Genomic DNA, 21,146 nt, shown 5'->3' on the forward strand with positions numbered 1-21,146 from the left:
ATTCGCCGCTCCCGGCGGCTGCCGACTGGAGTAGACTGCCGGCTTTGTGCCCCGTCCCTGCGAAGCCCGCCCCGATGCTCGAACAGTACGTCAAGAAGATCCTCACCTCGCGCGTCTACGACGTCGCCGAGGAAACGCCCCTGCAACCGGCCCGCCGCCTCTCCGAGCGCCTGGACAACCAGGTGCTGCTCAAGCGCGAGGACCTGCAGCCGGTGTTCTCCTTCAAGATCCGCGGCGCCTACAACAAGCTGGCGCAGCTGAGCCGCGAGGAACTGGCGCGCGGGGTGGTCACCGCCTCGGCCGGCAACCACGCCCAGGGCGTGGCCCTGGCGGCGAAGGAGCTGGGGGTGAAGGCGACCATCGTCATGCCGCGCACCACGCCCGAGCTGAAGGTCCAGGGCGTGCGCGCCCGCGGCGGCAAGGCGGTGCTGCACGGCGACGCCTTCCCCGAGGCGCTGGCGTATTCGCTGAAGCTGGTGGAAGAGAAGGGCTACGTCTACATCCACCCCTACGACGATCCGGACGTGATCGCAGGGCAAGGCACCGTGGCCATGGAGATCCTCCGCCAGCACCCGGGCCGCCTGGACGCCATCTTCGTGCCGGTGGGCGGCGGCGGGCTGATCGCCGGCATCGCCGCCTACGTGAAGTACCTGCGCCCGGAGGTGAAGGTCATCGGTGTCGAGCCGGACGACTCCAACTGCCTGCAGGCCGCCATGGCCGCTGGCGAGCGCGTGGTGCTGAGCCAGGTCGGGCTGTTCGCCGACGGCGTGGCGGTGGCGCAGATCGGCCAGCACACCTTCGACATCTGCAAGCGGTACGTGGACGAGGTCATCACTGTCAGCACCGACGAAATCTGCGCGGCGATCAAGGACATCTACGACGACACCCGTTCCATCACCGAGCCCGCCGGCGCCCTGGCGGTGGCCGGGATCAAGAAGTACGTCGAGCGCGACGCCGCCCGCGGGCAGACCCTGGTGGCCATCGACTCCGGCGCCAACATCAACTTCGACCGCCTGCGCCACGTGGCCGAGCGCGCCGAGCTGGGCGAGAAGCGCGAAGCCATCATCGCCGTGACCATCCCCGAGCGCCCGGGCAGCTTCAAGGCCTTCTGCGAGGCCATCGGCAAGCGCCAGATCACCGAGTTCAACTACCGCTACAACACCGACAGCGAAGCGCACATCTTCGTCGGCGTGCAGACCCACCCGGACAGCGACCCGCGCGCGGTGCTGGTCGAGCAGCTGCGCGAGCAGGGCTTCCCGGTGCTGGACCTGACCGACAACGAACTGGCCAAGCTGCACATCCGCCACATGGTCGGCGGCCACTCGCCGCGGGTCAGCGACGAGCAGGTGTTCCGCTTCGAGTTCCCCGAGCGCCCCGGCGCGCTGTTCAACTTCCTCAACAAGCTCGGCGGGCGCTGGAACATCACCATGTTCCACTACCGCAACCACGGCGCCGCCGACGGCCGCGTGGTCGCCGGCCTGCAGGTGCCGGAGGAGGAGCGCCACCTGGTGGCGCAGGCGCTGGAAGAGATCGGCTACCCATACTGGGACGAGAGCGACAACCCGGCGTACAAGCTGTTCCTGGGTTGACGCCACGGCCGGCGGGGAACGCCGGGGCAGCGCCCGCTGTCCCAGTTCGACCCGCCGGCCGGCAGCGCTGCTAGGCTGAGGGAACAGCCACGAATCGCGACAGGGACCGCCCGCATGGAAACCTACCAGACCCTCAAGATCCTCCACGGAGTCGCCGTGGCCGTGCCGCTGCTGGCCATCGCCGGCCTCGCCTGGTACGGCTGGCGCAGCTGGCGCGGCGGGGATGCCGGCGTGCTGGCCAAGGCGCTGCTGCGCATCGGCCTGGCGGCCTGGGTGCTGGTGGCCGGCAGCGTCGTCAGCCTGCCGCTGACCGGCTGGCAGATGGTCCACCGCGCCGGCTTCCCGCTGGGGCAGACCTGGCTGCTGGCCAGCGCCTGCCTGCTGATCCTGGTGGCGATCTTCTGGCTGCTGTTCACCAGCCGCCTGTGGCGCATCCGCGCCCTGGCGCTGAGCGCCCGCGACAGCGGCGAGCCGCTGGCCGAGCGCGTGGTGCGCGAGCTGCGCTTCGGCGCGGCGTTCTTCGCCCTGGCCCTGCTCAGCTGGCTGGCGATACTGGCGCTGATGCTGGCCAAGCCACTGTGAATCCGATGGCGATGGAGCGCCGATGAGTCCCTACCTGCTGCTCAAGACCCTGCACATCCTGACCGCCACCCTGCTGTTCGGCACCGGCCTGGGCTCGGCCTACTACGCCTGGCGGGCCTGGCGCAGCGGGCAGTTGCAGGTCATCGCCACGACCTTCCGCCACCTGGTCAGCGCCGACTGGCTGTTCATCGCCACCAGCGCCGTGTTCCAGCCGCTCAGCGGCCTGGGCCTGGCGTACTGGGCCGGCTGGCCGCTGGCCCAGGGCTGGTTGCTGTGGAGCCTGGGGCTGTACGTGTTCGCCGGGCTCTGCTGGCTGCCGGTGGTGTGGCTGCAGATTCGCGTGCGCGACCTGGCCGAGGCGGCGACGGCGGCGGGAACCGCTTTGCCGCCGCGGGCCTTCTTCTATATGCGCTGGTGGTTCGCCCTGGGCTGGCCGGCATTCCTGGCCTTCCTGGCGATCTTCTGGCTGATGGTCAACAAGCCGCTGTGAGGCGCCTCAGTCGCGCAGGCTGAGCACCGGCCAGCCGCGCTCCTGGGCGGTGGCGCGCAGGACTTCGTCCGGGTCGACCGCCACCGGGTGGGCCACCACTTCCAGCAGCGGCAGGTCGTTGCGCGAGTCGCTGTAGAAGTAGCTGCCGTCCAGGCTCATGCCGGTTTCCTGCAGCCAGCGTTGCAGGCGGGTCACCTTGCCGCCCTGGAAGCAGGGCACGTCGAAGGTGCGGCCGGTGTAGAGGCCGTCGCGCATCTCGCACTCGGTGGCGATCAGCGTTTCCACGCCTAGGCGCTCGGCGATGGGGCCGGTGACGAAGCGGTTGGTGGCGGTGATGATCACCAGGCGGTCGCCGGCGGCGCGGTGCTCGGCCAGCAGGGCTTCGCCGCGGGGCAGGATGATCGGCTCGATGACCTCCTGCATGAACTGGCGATGCCAGGTGGCCAGCTGCTCCAGGCTGTTGCGGCCGAGGATCGCCTGGGTGAAGGCCTGGTAGGCGAACACGTCCAGGGTGCCGGCCTGGTAGTCGGCATAGAAGGCATCGTTGCGCGCCTGGTATTCGCCGGCGTCGACCAGGCCGCGCCGGCACAGCCACTCGCCCCAGCTGTGGTCGCTGTCGCCGGCCAGCAGAGTGTTGTCGAGGTCGAAAAGGGCCAGACGCGCCATGGTTCACCATTAATTGCGAAAGCGGAAAAGTCGCCTAGAGTAACGGCTTTTGCCGGCCCTGCCCATGCGCGCCAAGCCTCGCGTTGCCGCTGTCACAGGCTTTGTGGAACAATGCGGGCACACGCGTTTTCGAGGATGTACCGCCGTGATCGATCCCGATGGTTTTCGCCCCAATGTCGGCATCATCCTCTCCAACGAGGCCGGTCAGGTTCTGTGGGCTCGGCGCATCAACCAGGAGGCCTGGCAGTTCCCGCAGGGCGGCATCAACGCCCGGGAAACTCCTGAAGAGGCGCTGTTCCGCGAGTTGAACGAGGAAGTTGGCCTGGAGGAGCAGGATGTGCGCATTCTCGCCTGCACCCGCGGCTGGTTGCGCTATCGTCTGCCGCAGCGTCTGGTGCGCACCAACAGCCAGCCGCTGTGCATCGGCCAGAAACAGAAGTGGTTCCTGCTGCGCCTGACCGGCGACGAGAACCGGGTACGCATGGATGTGACCGGCAAGCCGGAATTCGATGGCTGGCGCTGGGTGAGTTACTGGTACCCCCTGGGGCAGGTGGTGACCTTCAAGCGCGAGGTCTACCGGCGCGCCCTGAAGGAACTGGCGCCGCGCCTTCTGGCGCGGGACTGAAGAGGAGATAAGGCCCTGAGCATGCTCAACACGCTGCGCAAGATCGTCCAGGAAGTGAACGCCGCCAAGGACCTGAGGGCGGCGCTGGGCATCATCGTGCAGCGGGTCAAGGAAGCCATGGGCACCCAGGTGTGCTCGGTCTACCTGCTCGACGCCGAGACCAACCGCTTCGTCCTGATGGCCACCGAGGGCCTGAACAAGCGCTCCATCGGCAAGGTCAGCATGGCCCCCAACGAGGGCCTGGTGGGCCTGGTCGGCACCCGCGAGGAGCCGCTGAACCTGGAGAACGCCTCCGAGCACCCGCGCTACCGCTACTTCGCCGAGACCGGCGAGGAACGCTACGCCTCCTTCCTCGGCGCCCCGATCATCCACCACCGCCGGGTGATGGGCGTGCTGGTGGTGCAGCAGAAGGAAAAGCGCCAGTTCGACGAAGGCGAGGAAGCCTTCCTGGTGACCATGAGCGCGCAGCTGGCCGGGGTCATCGCCCACGCCGAGGCCACCGGTTCGATCCGCGGCCTGGGCAAGCTCGGCAAGGGCATCCAGGAAGCCAAGTTCGTCGGCGTGCCCGGCGCCCCCGGCGTGGCCGTGGGCAAGGCCGTGGTGGTGCTGCCGCCGGCCGACCTGGAAGTGGTCCCGGACAAGCCCATCGACGACGTCGAGGCCGAGGTCGAGCTGTTCAAGCAGGCCCTGGAAGCCGTGCGCGAAGACATGCGCAACCTCTCCAGCAAGCTGGCCACCCAGCTGCGCAAGGAAGAGCGCGCGCTGTTCGACGTCTACCTGATGATGCTCGACGACGCCTCCATCGGCCAGGAGGTCAAGCGCATCATCCGCTCCGGCCAGTGGGCCCAGGGCGCCCTGCGCCAGGTAGTGATGGAACACGTCGCACGCTTCGAGCTGATGGACGACGCCTACCTGCGCGAGCGCGCCTCCGACGTCAAGGACATCGGCCGGCGCATCCTCGCCTACCTGCAGGAAGAACGTAAGCAGACCCTCACCTACCCGGACCAGACCATCATCGTCAGCGAGGAACTGTCCCCGGCGATGCTCGGCGAGGTGCCCGAAGGCAAGCTGGTGGGGCTGATCTCGGTGCTCGGCTCGGGCAACTCCCACGTGGCCATTCTCGCCCGCGCCATGGGCATCCCCACGGTGATGGGCGCGGTCGACCTGCCGTATTCCAAGGTCGACGGCATCGACCTGATCGTCGACGGCTACCACGGCGAGATCTACACCAACCCGTCGCCGCAGCTGGTCAAGCAGTACGGCGAAGTGGTCGCCGAAGAAAAGGAACTGAGCAAGGGCCTGGCCGCTCTGCGCGAGCTGCCCTGCGAGACTTTGGACGGCCACCGCATGCCGCTGTGGGTCAACACCGGCCTGCTGGCCGACGTGGCCCGCGCCCAGGAGCGCGGCGCCGAGGGCGTTGGCCTGTACCGCACGGAAGTGCCGTTCATGATCAACGACCGTTTCCCCAGCGAAAAGGAGCAGCTGGCGATCTACCGCGAGCAGCTCTCGGCCTTCCACCCGCTGCCGGTGACCATGCGCACCCTGGACATCGGCGGCGACAAGGCGCTGTCCTACTTCCCGATCAAGGAAGACAACCCCTTCCTCGGCTGGCGCGGCATCCGCGTCACCCTCGACCACCCGGAAATCTTCCTGGTGCAGACCCGCGCCATGCTCAAGGCCAGCGAGGGCCTGAACAACCTGCGCATCCTGCTGCCGATGATCTCCGGCACCCACGAGCTGGAAGAAGCGCTGCACCTGATCCACCGCGCCTGGGGCGAGATTCGCGACGAAGGCGTGGACATCCCCATGCCGCCCATCGGCATGATGGTGGAAATCCCCGCGGCGGTGTACCAGACCCGCGAACTGGCGCGCCAGGTGGACTTCCTCTCGGTCGGCTCCAACGACCTGACCCAGTACCTGCTGGCGGTGGACCGCAACAACCCGCGGGTGGCCGACCTCTACGACTACCTGCACCCGGCGGTGCTGCAGGCGCTGAAGAAGGTGGTCGACGACGCCCACCTCGAAGGCAAGCCGGTGAGCATCTGCGGCGAGATGGCCGGCGACCCGGCGGCGGCGGTGCTGCTGATGGCCATGGGCTTCGACTCGCTGTCGATGAACGCCACCAACCTGCCGAAGGTGAAATGGCTGTTGCGCCAGATCACCCTGGGCAAGGCCCGCGAACTGCTCGGCCAGCTGATGACTTTCGACAACCCGCAGGTGATCCACAGTTCCCTGCACCTGGCATTGCGCAACCTCGGCCTCGGCCGGGTGATCAACCCCGCGGCGACCGTCCAGGGCTGACCTGGAGCGCCGCACTCCCCGGAGCTGAGTCGTCCCTGGGGCCCTGTACAACCGGCAGTGCCGGGAGAAGGCTTATGGACGAGCAGCAAGCGCTCGCGGGCGACCGCGAAGCCATCGAGAAGACCCTCCGCTATGCCCTGGAGATCGTCAGCGACGGCATCTGGGACTGGGACATCCGCAGCAATGACGTCAAGCGCAGCCCCGGTTGGTACCGCATGCTCGGCTACCCCATCGATGGCCTGCCGGAAAACGTCGCCACCTGGCACTCGGTGATCCACCCGGACGACTTCCCCCGCGTCATGCGCAGCTTCCAGGCCTACCTGGACGGCCGGCAGGCGGCCTACGCCGAGGAATACCGCTGCCTCTGCGCCAACGGCGAGTACCTGTGGATAAGGGATCACGGCCGTTTCGTCGAATTCGACGGCGAGGGCCGCGCCACGCGGATGATCGGCGCCCACCACAACATCCACGAACGCAAGCTAATCGAGCTGGAACTCAAGCGGCGCAACGAGGAGCTGCACGAACTCAACCGCAACCTGGAACAACTGGTCGAACAGCGCACCGAGGCCCTGCGCCAGGCCAACCTGGCCCTGGCCGAACAGGCTGCGGTGGCGGTGCGCCTGAGCGAGACCGACCCGCTGACGCAGATCTACAACCGGCGCCGCTTCGAAAGCAGCCTGCAGCAGGAATGGCAGCGCCTGCAGCGCCACGACCAGCCGGTCAGCCTGCTGATGTTCGACCTCGACCACTTCAAGCGTATCAACGACCTCTTCGGCCACCCGGTCGGCGACCGCGTGCTGGTAGCGGTGACCCAGGCGGTGCGCCGGACCCTGCGCGAGGAAGACTGCTTCGCCCGCTGGGGCGGCGAGGAATTCATCGTGCTGCTGCCGAACACCCCGCTGGCCTCCGCCAGCCGCCTGGCCGAGCGCCTGCGCCTGCACATCCGCGAGGCCTGCGCCGAGCTGGAACAACCGCTCACCGCCAGCTTCGCCCTGGCCGGTATGCGCCGCGCCGAACCCCTGGAAAACCTGCTGCGCCGCCTGGACGACGCCCTCTACCGGGCCAAGCGCCTGCGCGATGCCATCGAGGTGTGCTAGGCCTCGTTGCATGGTGTAGGCGCAATTGCCCTACCGGCTGCGCCGAGGTGCTTTTCGTAGGATGGGTTGAGCTTGCGAAACCCATGCGGTGGCGGTGATGGGTATCGCTTCGCTCAACCCATCCTACGGGGCTGCGCGATGCCATCGAGGTGTGCTAGCGCGCATCGGACGTGATGTAGGAGCGGGCCCTGCCCGCGATTTCGCGCGCAGGGCGCGCTCCTACATGGGATTGGCGCGGTAGGTTGACCATCGCGGACGGAGTCCGCTCCTACAAAACCAACCTTCCCCTAGGCGTTGAGCTCCAGGCGCACCTCGCCCAGATGGGCCCCCTCCGGCCCGAAGCTGCGCTCGATGAACTCCCGGCGCCCATCGGCATGCACGCGCAGCACGCTGCTGGCGCGGGTGCCGTAGTTGGCGCTGGCGATGAACACGCTGGACAGCAGGCGCTCGGTGGCCAGGCCGACGCCGGTTTCCGGCAGCCGTTCGTCGTCGGGGCGTTCACGGTCGCCGAGCAGCCCCAGCAGCGCCCCGGGCTCGGCTTCGTCGAGGTGTTCCTCCAGCGCGGCGCGGGCACGCAGCAGCTTGGGCCAGGGCGTATCCAGCGAGGCGTTGGACAGCCCGTGCAGCCCGGCCGGCAATTCCCGCGGCTCGCCATCACGGGGGTTGAAGTAGCAGAGCTGACGGGCATCGCCGACCAGCAGGTTGAAGCCCGAATACTCGGCGGCGCGGCGCTGCACCTCGGCCAGGTAATCCAGCGGCGCCTGACGGCCACGCAGAAAACCGGCCACCAGCTCGCCACGGGAGCGCGGCCCCAGCGGCTGGCTCGGATCACGCACGTTGGTCAGCGCCGCGAAGCGCCCGCCAGGCCCCAGCCCCATCCAGGTACCCCCGGCCTCCAGATCGCGCCCGGCATAGACGCCCGGCGCATCCTCCCACGCCGCCAGCGGCAGGGTGGGGCGGGCATAGAACTCGTCGCGGTTGGCCGCGACTATCAGCGGCATGGCGTGTCCGGGGCGCCAGGCAAGGACGATCAGGCACATGGGGCAGGGCCCTGCGGTGGTGGTCCTGGCAGGGTAGGTAACTGGCGTTGGCAACTCAATAGCCGCCGTCGTCCGGGCACGGCGCACGATGAAATTTCTTTCATATTGGTACCGAAAGGCCTGTTGCACCGCGGGCGGCTGCCGTCGCCGGCGCATTTTCGGTACCATGCCGCTTTTGCCACCCGAGGTCTCCATGGAGTTCCTTCTCTACCTGGTGCTGGGTGCCTGCGCGGGCGTGCTGGCCGGGTTGTTCGGCGTCGGCGGTGGCCTGATCATCGTCCCGGTGCTGGTGTTCAGCTTCACCGCCCATGGCTTTCCCGTCGAGGTGCTGACGCAGATGGCGGTGGGCACCTCGCTGGCTACCATCGTCTTCACCTCGGTCAATTCCATCCTCGAACACCATCGCCGCGGCGCGGTGCTCTGGCCGGTGTTCCTGTGGATGACCGTGGGCATCGTCGTCGGCAGCGCCCTGGGCGCGCTGACCGCCTCGGCCATCAAGGGAGCGGTGCTGCAGAAGATCATCGGCGTCTTCGCCGTGCTCATCTCCATCCAGATGACCCTGGGCCTGCAACCCAAGGCCGGCGGCAGCCTGCCGGGCAAGGGCGGGTTGGGCGCGGCCGGCGGCTTCATCGGCTGGGCCTCGGCGATCTTCGGCATCGGCGGCGGCTCGCTGACCGTGCCTTTCCTGTCCTGGCGCGGCGTCTCCATGCAGCAGGCGGTGGCTACGTCCTCGGCCTGCGGTCTGCCCATCGCCATCGCCGGGGCGATTTCTTTCATCATGGTCGGCTGGCACCGGCCCGAGCTGCCGCAGTGGAGCCTCGGCTTCGTCTACCTACCGGCGCTGGTGGGCATCGCCGTCACCAGCATGTTCTTCGCCCGCATCGGCGCGCGCCTGGCGCACCGCCTGCCGGCCAAGGTGCTCAAGCGCCTGTTCGCTCTGCTGATGTTCTGCATCGGCATGAGTTTCCTGATCAAACCCTAGGAGTAAGCGATGCTGCCCTATCCACAGATCGACCCCGTCGCGGTGTCGCTCGGCCCCCTGAAGATCCACTGGTACGGGCTGATGTACCTGATCGGCATCGGCGGCGCCTGGCTGCTGGCCTCGCGCCGGCTCGACCGCTTCGACCCGACCTGGAGCAAGGAGAAGCTCTCCGACCTGGTGTTCTGGGTCGCCTGCGGCGTGGTGCTCGGCGGGCGCCTGGGCTACGTGCTGTTCTACAAGCTGGACTTCTACCTGGCCAGCCCGCTGAACCTGTTCAAGGTCTGGGAAGGCGGCATGTCGTTCCACGGCGGGCTGATCGGCGTGATGCTGGCCACCTGGTGGTTCGGCAAGCGCAACGGCAAGAGCTTCTTCCAGCTGATGGACTTCATCGCCCCGCTGGTGCCGATCGGCCTGGGCGCCGGGCGCATCGGCAACTTCATCAACGCCGAGCTGTGGGGCAAGCCCACCGACGTGCCCTGGGCGATGATCTTCCCGCCCTACAGCGACCCCGCGCAGCTGCCGCGCCACCCGTCGCAGCTGTACGAGTTCGCCCTGGAAGGCATAGTGCTGTTCGCCATCCTCTGGATGTTCTCGCGCAAGCCGCGGCCGACCGCCTCGGTGTCGGGCCTGTTCATCCTCTGCTACGGCTGCTTCCGCTTCTTCGTCGAGTTCTTCCGCCTGCCCGACGCCGACCAGGGCGCCGGCGGCAACGGCGGCCCGGGCTACCTGGCCTGGGACTGGCTGACCATGGGCCAGCTGCTGTGCGTGCCGATGATCCTCGGCGGCATCGCCCTGATGGTCTGGGCCTACCGCCATGCGGCGGCGAAGCCGGCGACCCCCTGACGGACGGCGGCTTGCCGTAGAAGCGAGCAAGCCCGCCTGCCTCCTCCGGCAAACGCGACACCCGTAGGATGGGTTGAGCGAAGCGATACCCATCACCGAGACCGCATGGGTTTCGCAAGCTCAACCCATCCTACGGAAAGCACCTCGGTGCAGTGGGCAAGCTCGCTTCTGCCAAGCCAAGAGCCGCTCAGGCGCGGTCCCAGACCTCGAAGGCATAGGCCGGTGTTTCCGCCGTGGCTTCATGCTCGATGCTGGACGCCAGGTGCCAGCGGCTTTCGTCCACCTCGGGGAAGTGCGCGTCGCCCGCCGGGCTCAGGGCCACGCGGGTCAGGTACAGGCGCTCGGCCACGGGCAGGGCCTCGGCGTAGAGCTGGGCGCCGCCGATCAGCATCAGCTCCTCGGCTTCCTCCTCCCGCGCCCAGGCGTTGGCGCGCTGCAGCGCGGCTTCCAGCGAGGTGAAGACCTCCGCACCTTCCAACTGCAGGCCGGCCTGGCGGCTGACCACCAGGTTTAGCCGGCCGGGCAGCGGGCGGCCGAGGGAGTCCCAGGTCTTGCGGCCCATGATGATCGGCTTGCCCAGGGTCAGCGCCTTGAAGTGCTTGAGGTCGGCCGGCAGGTGCCAGGGCAGGCGGTTGTCGATGCCGATCACGCGGTTCTCGGCGAGGGCGGCGATCATCGCCAGCGGCAGGCGGGAAGGGGCTTGGGGCATCGTGGCTCCGGTCATGTGCTCAGGGTGATCCATCGGTGGCAGAGGATACCAGCCGCTGGGCCGGCGCGTCGTTCGCGTAGGGCGGCACGCGCATGAAGAAGGTGCCGTCCTCGTTGACCTGGGTGATGCCGGTGGCCAGCACCTTGCGGTAGTCCTTGAGGCTGAACGCCAGCGTCTGGCCGGGCTGCTCGGCCTTGAGCAGCACCTGCGCGTAGGTGATGAGGATCTCGAAGATCTTCAGGTCGCCCGATTGCAGCCAGATGTACGAAGGACCGGCCAGGCTGGGCGGCTCGAAGCGCGGCGGCGGGCTGCCGGCCGGGCGGGCGAAGCGCAGGTGCAGGCCCTGCGCATCGAGCCAGGCGGCGTCGACCTTGCCGTCGATGCCCACCAGCGGGAACACCTGGTGGTAGTCCAGGCGCATGGCGTTGTCGCGCAGCAGGGCGCCGGGGCGTTGCAGGTCGACCAGCGAATCCAGGTGCAGGCCGACCAGGCTCATGGCGCCGTAGGCCGGCACGCCGAGGACCTTGACCTGGTCCGGCTGGTAGAGGATCTCGTCGCCCTCCAGGCGCACGCTGCCGGCCAGGCGCAGCGGCAGCCAGGGGCCGATGCCCAGGGGCTGTACTTCGCCGCTGACGCGCAGGCGCTCGCCGTCGATGCTCATGCTGAAATTGCGCAGCATGCTCTGTGGATAAGCCAGGATGCGCTCGTTGAAAAGGCTGGCCAGTTGCTGCGGGCCGAGGATCACCTCGCCCTCGGTGACCTGGATGCGCATGTCCTGCGGGCGGTCGAAATCCACCGGCGCGCCGGCCTTGAGCGGCACCAGCCAGCCCTTGAGCTGCGGGCTGTGGAAGCCGATGCCGCCCTCGAAGTACATGTCCACGTTGTGCAGCAGCAGGCCGACGCCGTCCTGGCCGGAATCGCGTACGCCGCCCGGGCGGCTGGCGGCGTGCCCGGCGTCCGGCGGCGTCTGCTGGAACCAGCCCTGGCGCAGCAGCTGCAGTTCCTGCTGCTGGCGGTCGATGGCGCTCTGCGCCTGGGCGAGCAGGGGCAGGGCGAGGAGCAGGGGCAGCAGGCGCTTCATAGGGCTTTCTCCTGCGGGGCCGGCGCCTTCACCGGCGACACCGCGATGTGCACCATGCCGTCCTGGCGCAGGCGGATCTCGCCGTACTGCAGCTGGCGGCGGTAGTCGTAGAGGTTGAACAGCAGCGGCTGCCCGGGGCTGAGGCTGGTGAACAGGGCGTAGGCCTTGACCAGGATGGTGCGGGCCATCTTGATGTCGCCGCCCTGGATGAACATGTAGCTCTCCGGCGCCTGCAACTGCGGCCATTGCAGGCTGGCCAGGTCCTCGCCCAGCAGCAGGTCCATGCCGCCGTCGGCCAGCTTCAGGCTGCGCACGGCGAACTCCAGGCGCGGCGGCGGGAACAGGCCGTCGAGGTCGACCAGGATGCGGTTGCCGACCAGTTGCATGTGCGCGGTGTGCAGTTGCAGCACCTCTGACATCTCGATGGAGGCGGCGCTCAGCGAAGGGGTGACGTCCACGCCGTCGACGAAGATGCGTTGCGGCACCAGCGCCACCTTCAGCGGGCCGGCCTGCTCGATGCCGGTGAGCATCCGCAGCGGCCGCCAGCGGCCCTTGCGCAGCAACTCGCCACGCACTTCCTGGCCGTCCTTGCGGGTGGCCAGGACCAGGTTGCGCACCGGCGCGTCGGCGCTGCGCAGTTCGGCGTTTAGCAGGGTGGCGAGGGTGGCGTCGGCGACGAAGATGTCGCCGGCCTGGATGCGCGCGACCATGGCCCTGGGGTCGTCGAGCATCAGCGGCGTGCCCTTGGGGCCGTTGGAGCTCATGCGGATCAGCATGCGGCGGATGAAGAAGCCGATGTCGTCGTGCAGGCGGAAGTCGGTATGGCTTATCCACAGCTTAGACTCGTCGCTGTCGGAGGCGCGCTGGCCGACCTTGTCGTCCAGCTGGCGCGGCGGCACCGCCTGCATCAGTGGGGTGTCCGGGCCCCAGTCGGAGGGGCGCACCGGGGGCGTTTCCACGGCCGCCGCGTGGGCGGCGGCCAGTAGGAGCAGGGCGCAGGGCAGGACGCGCGGCATGGCGGGCCTCGTTGTTGTTGTTCTGGTTGGCTTTGGCACCCTATACCCGTGGGCGCGCCGGGTAAGCCCTTCCTTGGTTCGGTCGGCGGGCGCCGGTGTTACCGTTACCCCGGAGAGCTGGCGGGCGGACGCGGCGCGGCGCAGCGGTTATGCTTGCGCCCCAGGAACCCGTGCCGGAGACACTGTGAGCGATAGCGCCCCACCTTCCGCCTTCGACCGACTGTGGCTGTGCGAAGCCGTGCGCCTGCGCGAGGAGCAGGCCGGCCCGCTGGAGGACGCCGAGGCCAACCGCCGCGCCATCGCCGCCGGCGGCGAACTGCCCCGGCGCATCGAGAACCGCGCCCTGTGGCTGGCCGGCCGCGACGAGCTGGACAGCGCCCTGCGCCTGTGGAAACAGGGCGCGCAACTGGCCTTCTACCTGCTGATCTTCCTCGCCCTGCTCAGCGGCGCCGGCCTGGCCCTGGCCGCCCTCGGCGACGGCCAGCGCCCGGTCAACGTGTTCTGGGCCCTGGCCAGCCTGCTCGGCCTGGACCTGTTGATGCTGCTCGGCTGGGCCGCGGGTTTCGCCCTTGGCGGCGGCGAGGCGGCCGGCGCCCTGGGCCGTCTCTGGCTATGGCTGAGCGGCAAGCTGGCGCGCGATGCCCGCGCCGCGCAACTGGCGCCGGCGCTGCTGGTGCTGCTCGGCCGCCAGCGCCTGACGCGCTGGGCGCTGGGCATGCTGGTCCACGGCCTATGGCTGCTGGCCCTGGGCGCGGCCATGGTGGTGCTGCTGGCGTTGCTGTCGACGCGGCGCTACGGCTTCGTCTGGGAAACCACCATCCTCGGCGGCGACACCTTCGTCTTCCTCACCCAGGGCCTTGGCACACTGCCTTCGCTGCTGGGCTTCCCGCTGCCGGACAGCGACCTGGTGCGCGCCAGCGGCGACGCCCTGGTGGCCAGCGAGGCGGCGCGCCACGCCTGGGCCGGCTGGCTGGTGGGCATCCTGGCGGTCTACGGCCTGCTGCCGCGCCTGCTGCTCTGGGCCTTCTGCCTGTGGCGCTGGCGCCGCGGCCGCGCGGCGTTGCGCCTGGACCTCTCGCTGCCCGGCTACAGCCTGTTGCGCGAACGCCTGCTGCCCAGCAGCGAGCGCCTGGGCGTCAACGATGCCGCGCCGGCCAGCCTGGTCGAGCCGCAGGCGCAGAACCCCGCCGCCAGCGCGGACGGCGCCCTGCTGGTGGCCATCGAACTGGACGACAGCCAGCCCTGGCCGCCGAAGCTGCCGGCCGGCGTGGCCGATGCCGGCGTGCTGGACGATGGCGCGCAACGCCGCCGTCTGCTGGAACAGCTGACCCGCTACCCGCCGGCGCGCCTGGCCATCGCCTGCGACCCGCGGCGCTCGCCGGACCGCGGCACCCTGGCGCTGATCGCCGAGCTGTCGCGCTGCGCCGGCGCCACCCGCGTCTGGCTGCTGCAGCCGCCGGCGGGCAGCGGCCTGGACAGCGACCGCCTGGCCGACTGGCATGCCGCCATCGACAAACTGAACCTGCCGCACAGCGGCGCATCGCCCCTGGCCTGGCTGGAGAGCGGACATGACTGAGCCCCTCAGGCTGGCCGTGGTCGGCCACACCAACGTCGGCAAGACCTCGCTGCTGCGCACCCTGACCCGCGATGTCGGCTTCGGCGAGGTCTCGCACCGTCCCAGCACCACCCGCCACGTCGAGGGCGCGCGCCTGTCGGTGGACGGCGAGTCGCTGCTGGAGCTGTACGACACGCCGGGCCTGGAGGACGCCATCGCCCTGCGCGACTTTCTCGACGCCCTGGAACGCCCCGGCGAGCGCCTGGACGGCCCGGAGAAGCTGCGTCGCTTCCTCGACGGCAGCGAGGCGCGCGGACGCTTCGAGCAGGAGGCCAAGGTGCTGCGCCAGTTGCAGGCCTCCGACGCCGGGCTCTACGTGATCGACGCCCGCGAACCGGTGCTGGCCAAGTACCGCGACGAGTTGGCGGTGCTCGCCGGCTGTGCGCGGCCGCTGCTGCCGGTGCTGAATTTCGTCGCCAGCGCCAACCACCGTGAGGAGCAGTGGCGCGAGGCCCTGTCGCGCCTGGGCCTGCACGCGCTGGTGCGCTTCGACAGCGTGGCGCCGCCGCTGGACGGCGAACGCCGGCTCTACGAAAGCCTGGCGCTGCTGCTGGAGAAGTCGCGCCCGCAGCTGGAACGGCTGATCCGGGACCACGAGGCCCAGGCCGTGGCACGCCGCGAAGCCGGCGCCAAGCTGATCGCCGAGCTGCTGGTGGACGTCGCCGCCTGCCGCGACCTGGTGCCGGGCGATGCCGAGGCCATCCGCCTGGCCACCGAAGTGTTGCGCGACCGCGTGCGCAAGCGCGAGGAAGCCTGCGTGCAGGCCCTGCTGCGCCTCTACGCCTTCCGCAAGGACGACGCCCGCGCCGCCGACCTGCCGTTGCTGGACGGGCGCTGGGGCGACGACCTGTTCAACCCCGAAACCCTGCGCCAGCTCGGCGTGCGCCTGGGCGGCGGGGTGGCTGCCGGCGCCGCGGCTGGCGCGGGCATCGACCTGCTGGTGGGCGGCCTGACCCTGGGCGCCGCCACCGCCCTCGGCGCCCTGGCCGGCGGCGCCTGGCAGACCGTCGGCCACTACGGCCAGCGCCTGCTCGGCAAGCTCAAGGGCCAGCGCGAACTCTCGGTGGACGACAGCGTGCTGCGCCTGCTCGCCCTGCGCCAGCGCCAGCTGCTGGCGGCATTGCAGGCGCGGGGCCATGCGGCCATGGAGGCGATCCGCGTTGCTTCGCCGGAAGACAAGCAATGGCGCGAGGGCAAGCTGCCCGAGGCGCTGCGCAAGGCGCGGGCGCACCCGGAATGGTCGACCTTGAATGGCCGCAAACGGGTGGACAAGAGCGAACGCCAGGAACAGATCGACGCCTTGGCTCAACAGCTGCTGGAACCCTAGGGCGGATAACCGCGAACGGTTATACGCCGCTACACCTCCGTTGCCGCCGCGTCTTGGCCGAGCCCTGGCGCATACCCGGCCAGCGCCAAGCCCAACAGCGAGCGGGCCGGCGGCCAAGGTCAGGCGGCGGATAACCGCGAACGGTTATTCGCCCTACGTTCAGTCGAGCGCGATCATTTCCACCGAAGCCTGTCCGCCCACGATGCTCAGGATCGCCAGCGAGATCGGCAGCTTGAAGCGCCGCGGCCCGGCGCTGCCGGGGTTGAGGTAGAGCACCCCGTCGCGCACTTCCTGCAGCGGCTTGTGCGAATGCCCGGCCAGCACCACGTCGAAGCCTTCGGCCCGTGGATCGATGGCCAGTTGCTTGAGGTCGTGGATCAGGTACAGGCGCAGCCCGCCCAGTTCCAGACCCAGGGTTTCGGGAATGGCTTCGGCCCAGGCTTCGGTGTCGTTGTTGCCGCGCACCACGTCCAGCGGCGCCAGTTGGCGCAGCGCATCGAGGATCGCCGGCTTGCCGATGTCGCCCAGGTGCAGCAGGCGCTGGCAGCCGCGCAGGGCTTCCAGGGCTTCGGGGCGCAGCAGGTTGTGGGTGTCGGCGATCACGCCGACGCGCAGGGAAGTGCTCATGCCTCCAGCATAAACGACGACGCCACCCGAGGGTGGCGTCGTGGCTGGCTCAGTGTTGGGCCCTGTCCGCCGGCGTTTCCGGCAGGAACCAGTTCAGCAGCAGGGCGCAGATGCCGCCGGTGGCGACGCCGGATTCCAGCACATTGCGCAGCGCCGCCGGCATGTGCGCGAGGAACTCCGGCACCTGCGACACGCCCAGGCCGAGGGCCAGGCTGACCGCGATGATCAGCAGGGCGCGGCGGTCGAGGTGGGTGCCCGCGAGGATGTTGATGCCCGAGGCGGCCACCGCGCCGAACATCACCATGGCCGCGCCGCCGAGCACCGGCTCGGGCACCGCCTGGATCACCCCGGCGACGCTGGGGAACAGGCCCAGCACCACCAGCATGGCGGCGATCCACAGGCCGATGTGGCGGCTGGCCACGCCGGTCAGCTGGATCACCCCGTTGTTCTGCGCGAACACCGAGCTGGGGAAGGTGTTGAAGATGCCCGCCAGCAGCGAGTTGGCGCCATTCACCAGCACCCCGCCCTTGATCCGCTGCATCCACAGTGGGCCTTCCACCGGCTGCTTCGACACCTGGCTGGTGGCGGTGACGTCGCCGATGGCCTCCAGCGAGGTGACCAGGTAGATCACCAGCATGGGGATGAACAGCGCCCAGGAGAAGCTCAGGCCGAAGTGCAGCGGCGTCGGCACCTGGAACAGCGCGGCCTGGTGCATGCCGCTGAAGTCCAGGCGGCCCAGGTAGCCGGCCAGCGCGTAGCCCACGGCCAGCGCGATGACGATGGCGCCGCTGCGCATCCACACCACCGGGATGCGGTTGAGCACCACGATGATCGCCAGCACGCTGCCCGACAGCAGCAGGTTCTCGCCGTTGGCGAAGGTGCCGTTGCCCATGGCGCTGAATCCGCCGCCCATGCTGATCAGGCCGACCTTGATCAGGGTGAGGCCGATCATCAGCACCACGATGCCGGTCACCAGCGGGGTGATCAGTCGCTTCACGAACGGCAGGATGCGCGACACGCCCATCTCCACGAAGGAGCCGGCCATGACCACGCCGAAGATGGCCGCCATCACCTGTTCTACCGGCGTGCCCTGCTTGACCATCAGCGCCCCGCCGGCGATCAGCGGGCCGACGAAGTTGAAGCTGGTGCCCTGGACGATCAGCAGCCCGGCGCCGAACGGCCCGAAGCGCTTGCACTGGACGAAGGTGGCGATGCCGGAGATGACCAGCGACATGGACACGATCAGGTTGGTGTCGCGGGCGGAAACGCCCAGCGCCTGGCAGATCAGCAGGCCGGGGGTGACGATCGGCACGATGATCGCCAGCAGGTGCTGCAGCGCGGCGAGCAGCGCGACGGGCAGGGCGGGACGGTCTTCCAGGCCGTAGACCAGGTCGCGCTGGGCCTTGTCGGCGGTGACGGGGTTCTCGAGGGAGCTCATGGCGGCAGTCCGGGAAAAAGAGCGAGATTTTACGGGGTGGGGGCGGGATCGGACAGTGCCATAGGGCAGGGATTTTTCTTTGGGAGGTGACACTAACTGTCAGGAAGTATCAATTTTGAGGGCATTATCTGCCGTTATTGGTCACTTGTTTTGGGTGTTGTCCAGATATATCGAAGTCAGCAGAAATTTCTGCTTTGCCTTGAAGAAGTGGACTACATATCGGTCCCATTCATGAGTCATTTAATTAACTTCGCCCATGGTTCTTTGGGCGGACTAAATTCATGATCATGGAGACTGAAATGAAAAGGCGACATACTACACAGAAAGGTTTCACCCTTATTGAGCTAATGATCGTTGTGGCTATCATCGGTATCTTGGCCGCCATTGCGATTCCGCAGTACCAGAACTACACCATACGAGCACGTGTTACCGAGGGGTTGAATTTGGCCACGGCAGCGAAAGTTGCTCTGAGCGAAACATATGCAGCCAATGCCGGTTTGGCGGTCAATGCGTATACTGGCACCGGTACACCAAGTGCCGCCGCAGCTAACACTGTGAATACTGGGTTTCAGTTCGCCGCTACGCGTGATGTTGCAAGCATAGCGATTGCGGCTGTAAGCGCTGGCGCCGCGACTGCTGGAGATGGTGCCATAACCATTACCTATACTGGGGCTATCCCTGTCCCGCAAAGCCCCTTGACCTTGACACTTACGCCTGGAACGGGTGCCATTACTGCAGGTATTCCGGCTGGCACTTTGAATCCAAATTTACCCATAGTTTGGGGCTGTGCTGTAAATGACGTTGCCAATAATAGTTTTGTTCCTGCTAATTGCAGGCTTTAGGTTAGTTTGAGCTATTGGCTGGCGAGGATTTATATGTGCTAGGTTTCTGAGAATTGTTGCTGTTTGGATGCGGTGTGAGCATTCACGTGGTTTTATTCCTAATAAAACAAAGCCCGGTAATCATACCGGGCTTTGTTGACGTCGGGAGTTTTTCTCTACAGCTAACTGCTTACCCCTCCAGTAGAGCTTTATTTCGGACAGCCCCCTTGTCGGCACTGGTAGCCAGCAACGCATAAGCCTTCAGCGCAGTACTGACGCGGCGGGCACGCGGCTGCGCCGGCTTCCAGCCCTTCTTGTCCTGCTCGATGCGGCGGGCGGCCAGTTCTTCGTCGCTGACCAGCAGGTTGATGCTGCGGTTGGGGATGTCGATCAGCACCTTGTCGCCATCCTTGACCAGGCCGATGGCGCCGCCTGCGGCGGCTTCCGGCGAGGCGTGGCCGATGGACAGGCCCGAGGTGCCGCCGGAGAAGCGGCCATCGGTGAGCAGGGCGCATTGCTTGCCCAGGCCCTTGGACTTCAGGTAGCTGGTGGGGTAGAGCATTTCCTGCATGCCCGGGCCGCCTTTCGGGCCTTCGTAGCGGATGATCACGATGTCGCCCGGCTTCACCTCGTCGGCGAGGATGCCCTTCACCGCGGCGTCCTGGCTTTCGAAGATCTTCGCGCTGCCTTCGAACACGTGGATCGACTCGTCCACGCCGGCGGTCTTCACCACGCAGCCGTCGAGGGCGATGTTGCCGTACAGCACGGCCAGGCCGCCTTCGGCGGAGTAGGCGTGCTCGACGCTGCGGATGCAGCCTTCGGCGCGGTCGTCGTCCAGGCTCGGCCAACGGGTGTTCTGGCTGAATGCGGTCTGGGTGGGGATGCCGGCGGGGCCCGCCTTGAAGAAGGTGTGGACGGCTTCGTCGCGGGTCTGGGTGATGTCCCACTGGGCGATGGCGTCGGCCATGCTCGGGCTGTGCACGGTCGGTACGTCGGTGTGCAGCAGGCCGCCGCGGGCCAGCTCGCCGAGGATGGAGAAGATGCCGCCGGCGCGGTGCACGTCTTCCATGTGGTACTTCTGGATGTTCGGCGCCACCTTGCACAGCTGCGGCACCTTGCGCGACAGGCGATCGATGTCGCGCAGGTCGAAGGCGATCTCCGCCTCCTGCGCTGCGGCCAGCAGGTGCAGGATGGTGTTGGTCGAGCCGCCCATGGCGATGTCCAGGGTCATGGCGTTCTCGAAGGCCTTGAAGCTGGCGACGTTGCGCGGCAGCACGGACTCGTCGCCTTCGCCGTAGTAGCGCTGGCAGAGTTCCACGGCCAGACGGCCGGCGCGCAGGAACAGCTGCTCGCGGTCGGCGTGGGTGGCCAGGGTCGAGCCGTTGCCCGGCAGCGACAGGCCCAGGGCCTCGGTCAGGCAGTTCATCGAGTTGGCGGTGAACATGCCGGAGCAGGAGCCGCAGGTGGGGCAGGCGCTGCGCTCGTATTCGGCGACCTTCTCGTCGGAGCAGGAATCGTCCGCCGCGACCACCATGGCGTCGACCAGGTCCAGGCCGTGGCTGGCCAGCTTGGTCTTGCCGGCTTCCATCGGGCCGCCGGAGACGAACACCACCGGGATGTTCAGGCGCAGGGTGGCCATCAGCATGCCGGGGGTGATCTTGTCGCAGTTGGAGATGCAGACGATGGCGTCGGCGCAGTGAGCGTTGACCATGTATTCCACGGAGTCGGCGATGATCTCGCGGCTCGGCAGGGAATAGAGCATGCCGTCGTGGCCCATGGCGATGCCGTCGTCGACGGCTATGGTGTTGAATTCCTTGGCCACGCCCCCTGCCTTCTCGATCTCGCGGGCGACCAGCTGGCCCAGGTCCTTCAGGTGCACGTGGCCGGGCACGAACTGGGTGAAGGAGTTGGCGATGGCGATGATCGGTTTCTTGAAGTCTTCGTCCTTCATCCCGGTGGCGCGCCAGAGGGCGCGGGCGCCGGCCATGTTGCGGCCGTGGGTGGAGGTTTTCGAGCGGTAATCGGGCATGACGAGTTCCTGCGGCTAATCAGGCATCGGTAAGAGTCTTATCGTGAGCGTCGTTCGAGGCACATGCAAACGGCAGATGGAGCTGCATGCTCGGAGGGGGCTGCAAGTCGGGGCGGGGTCACCGCCCGCGCGGCCGGGGCTCACGGGCCCGCCGGGGGATGTTGGCGAGGGATGTGCAGGATTCTACGCCGGCCGCCGCCGCCAGGGAAAGGCTGATGGTCGGCGGGTGGGGGCAGCTGGAAGCCTGAAGCTGGAAGCTTGAAGAAAG

The 21,146-nt window shown here is 68.0% G+C and carries 19 protein-coding genes; 11 read left to right on the forward strand and 8 right to left on the reverse strand.

Annotated features, from left to right (window positions below):
* Positions 1–44 precede the first annotated feature (44 nt).
* The 3 genes from ilvA to IG194_RS14870 all read left to right on the forward strand — a co-directional run bounded on the left by ilvA (position 45) and on the right by IG194_RS14870 (position 2,661).
* On the forward strand, positions 45–1,589 hold the full coding sequence (ilvA, locus tag IG194_RS14860; RefSeq protein WP_263866496.1) for a threonine ammonia-lyase, biosynthetic: 1,545 nt from the start codon (positions 45–47) through the stop codon (positions 1,587–1,589).
* 114 nt (positions 1,590–1,703) lie between these two features.
* A complete protein-coding gene (locus tag IG194_RS14865) occupies positions 1,704–2,171 on the forward strand; it encodes a DUF2269 domain-containing protein (RefSeq protein WP_058488078.1) in 468 nt (155 codons plus the stop codon).
* A gap of 22 nt (positions 2,172–2,193) precedes the next feature.
* A complete protein-coding gene (locus IG194_RS14870; RefSeq protein WP_009613931.1) occupies positions 2,194–2,661 on the forward strand; it encodes a DUF2269 family protein in 468 nt (155 codons plus the stop codon).
* Between the two features lie 6 nt (positions 2,662–2,667).
* Here IG194_RS14870 and IG194_RS14875 read toward each other — a convergent pair whose 3' ends face one another.
* Positions 2,668–3,327, reverse strand: coding sequence for an HAD family hydrolase (locus IG194_RS14875; protein ID WP_058488079.1), 660 nt, complete (start codon positions 3,325–3,327; stop codon positions 2,668–2,670).
* A gap of 145 nt (positions 3,328–3,472) precedes the next feature.
* On the opposite strand from IG194_RS14875, the gene IG194_RS14880 reads away from it, so the two are divergent.
* From IG194_RS14880 to IG194_RS14890, 3 genes are all read left to right on the forward strand, one after another.
* Entirely contained in the window at positions 3,473–3,952 is a 480-nt protein-coding gene (locus IG194_RS14880; protein WP_009613927.1) for an RNA pyrophosphohydrolase, read from the forward strand.
* Between the two features lie 21 nt (positions 3,953–3,973).
* Entirely contained in the window at positions 3,974–6,253 is a 2,280-nt protein-coding gene (gene ptsP / locus IG194_RS14885; RefSeq protein WP_009613924.1) for a phosphoenolpyruvate--protein phosphotransferase, read from the forward strand.
* A gap of 74 nt (positions 6,254–6,327) precedes the next feature.
* Positions 6,328–7,350, forward strand: a complete 1,023-nt coding sequence (locus tag IG194_RS14890) for a sensor domain-containing diguanylate cyclase (protein ID WP_043268275.1) — start codon at positions 6,328–6,330, stop codon at positions 7,348–7,350.
* A gap of 287 nt (positions 7,351–7,637) precedes the next feature.
* Here IG194_RS14890 and IG194_RS14895 read toward each other — a convergent pair whose 3' ends face one another.
* Entirely contained in the window at positions 7,638–8,390 is a 753-nt protein-coding gene (locus tag IG194_RS14895) for an NRDE family protein (protein WP_043317480.1), read from the reverse strand.
* 193 nt (positions 8,391–8,583) lie between these two features.
* Here IG194_RS14895 and IG194_RS14900 point away from each other — a divergent pair, with 193 nt between their 5' ends.
* A complete protein-coding gene (locus IG194_RS14900; RefSeq protein WP_058488080.1) occupies positions 8,584–9,372 on the forward strand; it encodes a sulfite exporter TauE/SafE family protein in 789 nt (262 codons plus the stop codon).
* A 9-nt stretch (positions 9,373–9,381) separates the two neighbouring features.
* Positions 9,382–10,215: a prolipoprotein diacylglyceryl transferase gene (gene lgt / locus IG194_RS14905; RefSeq protein ID WP_058488081.1), complete on the forward strand. Its 834-nt coding sequence runs from the start codon at positions 9,382–9,384 to the stop codon at positions 10,213–10,215.
* A gap of 187 nt (positions 10,216–10,402) precedes the next feature.
* On the opposite strand, the gene IG194_RS14910 is transcribed toward lgt, so the two are convergent.
* Genes IG194_RS14910 through IG194_RS14920 form a run of 3 tightly spaced genes read right to left on the reverse strand, consistent with a single transcriptional unit; the run spans position 10,403 to position 13,021 of the window.
* Complete coding sequence (locus tag IG194_RS14910; RefSeq protein WP_058488082.1) at positions 10,403–10,924, reverse strand: dihydrofolate reductase; 522 nt, start codon at positions 10,922–10,924, stop codon at positions 10,403–10,405.
* A 19-nt stretch (positions 10,925–10,943) separates the two neighbouring features.
* Positions 10,944–12,005: a hypothetical protein gene (locus IG194_RS14915; protein WP_058488083.1), complete on the reverse strand. Its 1,062-nt coding sequence runs from the start codon at positions 12,003–12,005 to the stop codon at positions 10,944–10,946.
* Complete coding sequence (locus tag IG194_RS14920; RefSeq protein WP_058488084.1) at positions 12,002–13,021, reverse strand: hypothetical protein; 1,020 nt, start codon at positions 13,019–13,021, stop codon at positions 12,002–12,004. Before IG194_RS14920 ends, IG194_RS14915 begins: the two co-directional genes overlap by 4 nt.
* Before the next feature lie 184 nt (positions 13,022–13,205).
* Between IG194_RS14920 and IG194_RS14925 the strand changes: the two genes are divergently transcribed.
* Together IG194_RS14925 and IG194_RS14930 are read left to right on the forward strand one after the other, a co-directional pair.
* Positions 13,206–14,597 (forward strand): DUF2868 domain-containing protein, encoded by a 1,392-nt coding sequence (locus IG194_RS14925; RefSeq protein ID WP_058488085.1) that lies wholly within the window; start codon positions 13,206–13,208, stop codon positions 14,595–14,597.
* Positions 14,590–15,963: a GTPase/DUF3482 domain-containing protein gene (locus IG194_RS14930; protein WP_058488086.1), complete on the forward strand. Its 1,374-nt coding sequence runs from the start codon at positions 14,590–14,592 to the stop codon at positions 15,961–15,963. The genes IG194_RS14925 and IG194_RS14930 overlap by 8 nt, the downstream gene beginning before the upstream one ends.
* Positions 15,964–16,122: 159 nt before the next feature.
* On the opposite strand, the gene IG194_RS14935 is transcribed toward IG194_RS14930, so the two are convergent.
* Both IG194_RS14935 and IG194_RS14940 read right to left on the reverse strand, forming a co-directional pair.
* Positions 16,123–16,590, reverse strand: coding sequence for a metallophosphoesterase family protein (locus tag IG194_RS14935; protein WP_141679878.1), 468 nt, complete (start codon positions 16,588–16,590; stop codon positions 16,123–16,125).
* Between the two features lie 49 nt (positions 16,591–16,639).
* Positions 16,640–18,028 (reverse strand): nucleobase:cation symporter-2 family protein, encoded by a 1,389-nt coding sequence (locus IG194_RS14940; protein WP_058488087.1) that lies wholly within the window; start codon positions 18,026–18,028, stop codon positions 16,640–16,642.
* A gap of 299 nt (positions 18,029–18,327) precedes the next feature.
* Between IG194_RS14940 and IG194_RS14945 the strand changes: the two genes are divergently transcribed.
* Positions 18,328–18,870, forward strand: coding sequence for a pilin (locus IG194_RS14945; RefSeq protein ID WP_082996415.1), 543 nt, complete (start codon positions 18,328–18,330; stop codon positions 18,868–18,870).
* Between the two features lie 169 nt (positions 18,871–19,039).
* Here IG194_RS14945 and ilvD read toward each other — a convergent pair whose 3' ends face one another.
* Entirely contained in the window at positions 19,040–20,878 is a 1,839-nt protein-coding gene (gene ilvD, locus IG194_RS14950) for a dihydroxy-acid dehydratase (RefSeq protein WP_058488088.1), read from the reverse strand.
* Positions 20,879–21,146: the final 268 nt, after the last annotated feature.

Origin of the sequence: Pseudomonas sp. ADPe, from assembly GCF_014843515.1 — a bacterium.
Taxonomy (GTDB): Bacteria; Pseudomonadota; Gammaproteobacteria; order Pseudomonadales; family Pseudomonadaceae; genus Pseudomonas; species Pseudomonas citronellolis.

Excerpts from the sequence above, each read along its gene's own strand:
- IG194_RS14915 (WP_058488083.1), bottom strand. The coding sequence starts at position 12,005 with ATGAAGCGCCTGCTGCCCCTGCTCCTCGCCCTGCCCCTGCTCGCCCAG.
- IG194_RS14875 (WP_058488079.1), bottom strand. The coding sequence starts at position 3,327 with ATGGCGCGTCTGGCCCTTTTCGACCTCGACAACACTCTGCTGGCCGGC.
- IG194_RS14890 (WP_043268275.1), top strand. The coding sequence starts at position 6,328 with ATGGACGAGCAGCAAGCGCTCGCGGGCGACCGCGAAGCCATCGAGAAG.
- IG194_RS14940 (WP_058488087.1), bottom strand. The coding sequence starts at position 18,028 with ATGAGCTCCCTCGAGAACCCCGTCACCGCCGACAAGGCCCAGCGCGAC.
- IG194_RS14935 (WP_141679878.1), bottom strand. The coding sequence starts at position 16,590 with ATGAGCACTTCCCTGCGCGTCGGCGTGATCGCCGACACCCACAACCTG.
- ilvD (WP_058488088.1), bottom strand. The coding sequence starts at position 20,878 with ATGCCCGATTACCGCTCGAAAACCTCCACCCACGGCCGCAACATGGCC.
- IG194_RS14920 (WP_058488084.1), bottom strand. The coding sequence starts at position 13,021 with ATGCCGCGCGTCCTGCCCTGCGCCCTGCTCCTACTGGCCGCCGCCCAC.
- IG194_RS14895 (WP_043317480.1), bottom strand. The coding sequence starts at position 8,390 with ATGTGCCTGATCGTCCTTGCCTGGCGCCCCGGACACGCCATGCCGCTG.
- IG194_RS14910 (WP_058488082.1), bottom strand. The coding sequence starts at position 10,924 with ATGCCCCAAGCCCCTTCCCGCCTGCCGCTGGCGATGATCGCCGCCCTC.
- ptsP (WP_009613924.1), top strand. The coding sequence starts at position 3,974 with ATGCTCAACACGCTGCGCAAGATCGTCCAGGAAGTGAACGCCGCCAAG.
- IG194_RS14945 (WP_082996415.1), top strand. The coding sequence starts at position 18,328 with ATGAAAAGGCGACATACTACACAGAAAGGTTTCACCCTTATTGAGCTA.
- IG194_RS14900 (WP_058488080.1), top strand. The coding sequence starts at position 8,584 with ATGGAGTTCCTTCTCTACCTGGTGCTGGGTGCCTGCGCGGGCGTGCTG.
- lgt (WP_058488081.1), top strand. The coding sequence starts at position 9,382 with ATGCTGCCCTATCCACAGATCGACCCCGTCGCGGTGTCGCTCGGCCCC.
- IG194_RS14865 (WP_058488078.1), top strand. The coding sequence starts at position 1,704 with ATGGAAACCTACCAGACCCTCAAGATCCTCCACGGAGTCGCCGTGGCC.
- IG194_RS14870 (WP_009613931.1), top strand. The coding sequence starts at position 2,194 with ATGAGTCCCTACCTGCTGCTCAAGACCCTGCACATCCTGACCGCCACC.
- IG194_RS14930 (WP_058488086.1), top strand. The coding sequence starts at position 14,590 with ATGACTGAGCCCCTCAGGCTGGCCGTGGTCGGCCACACCAACGTCGGC.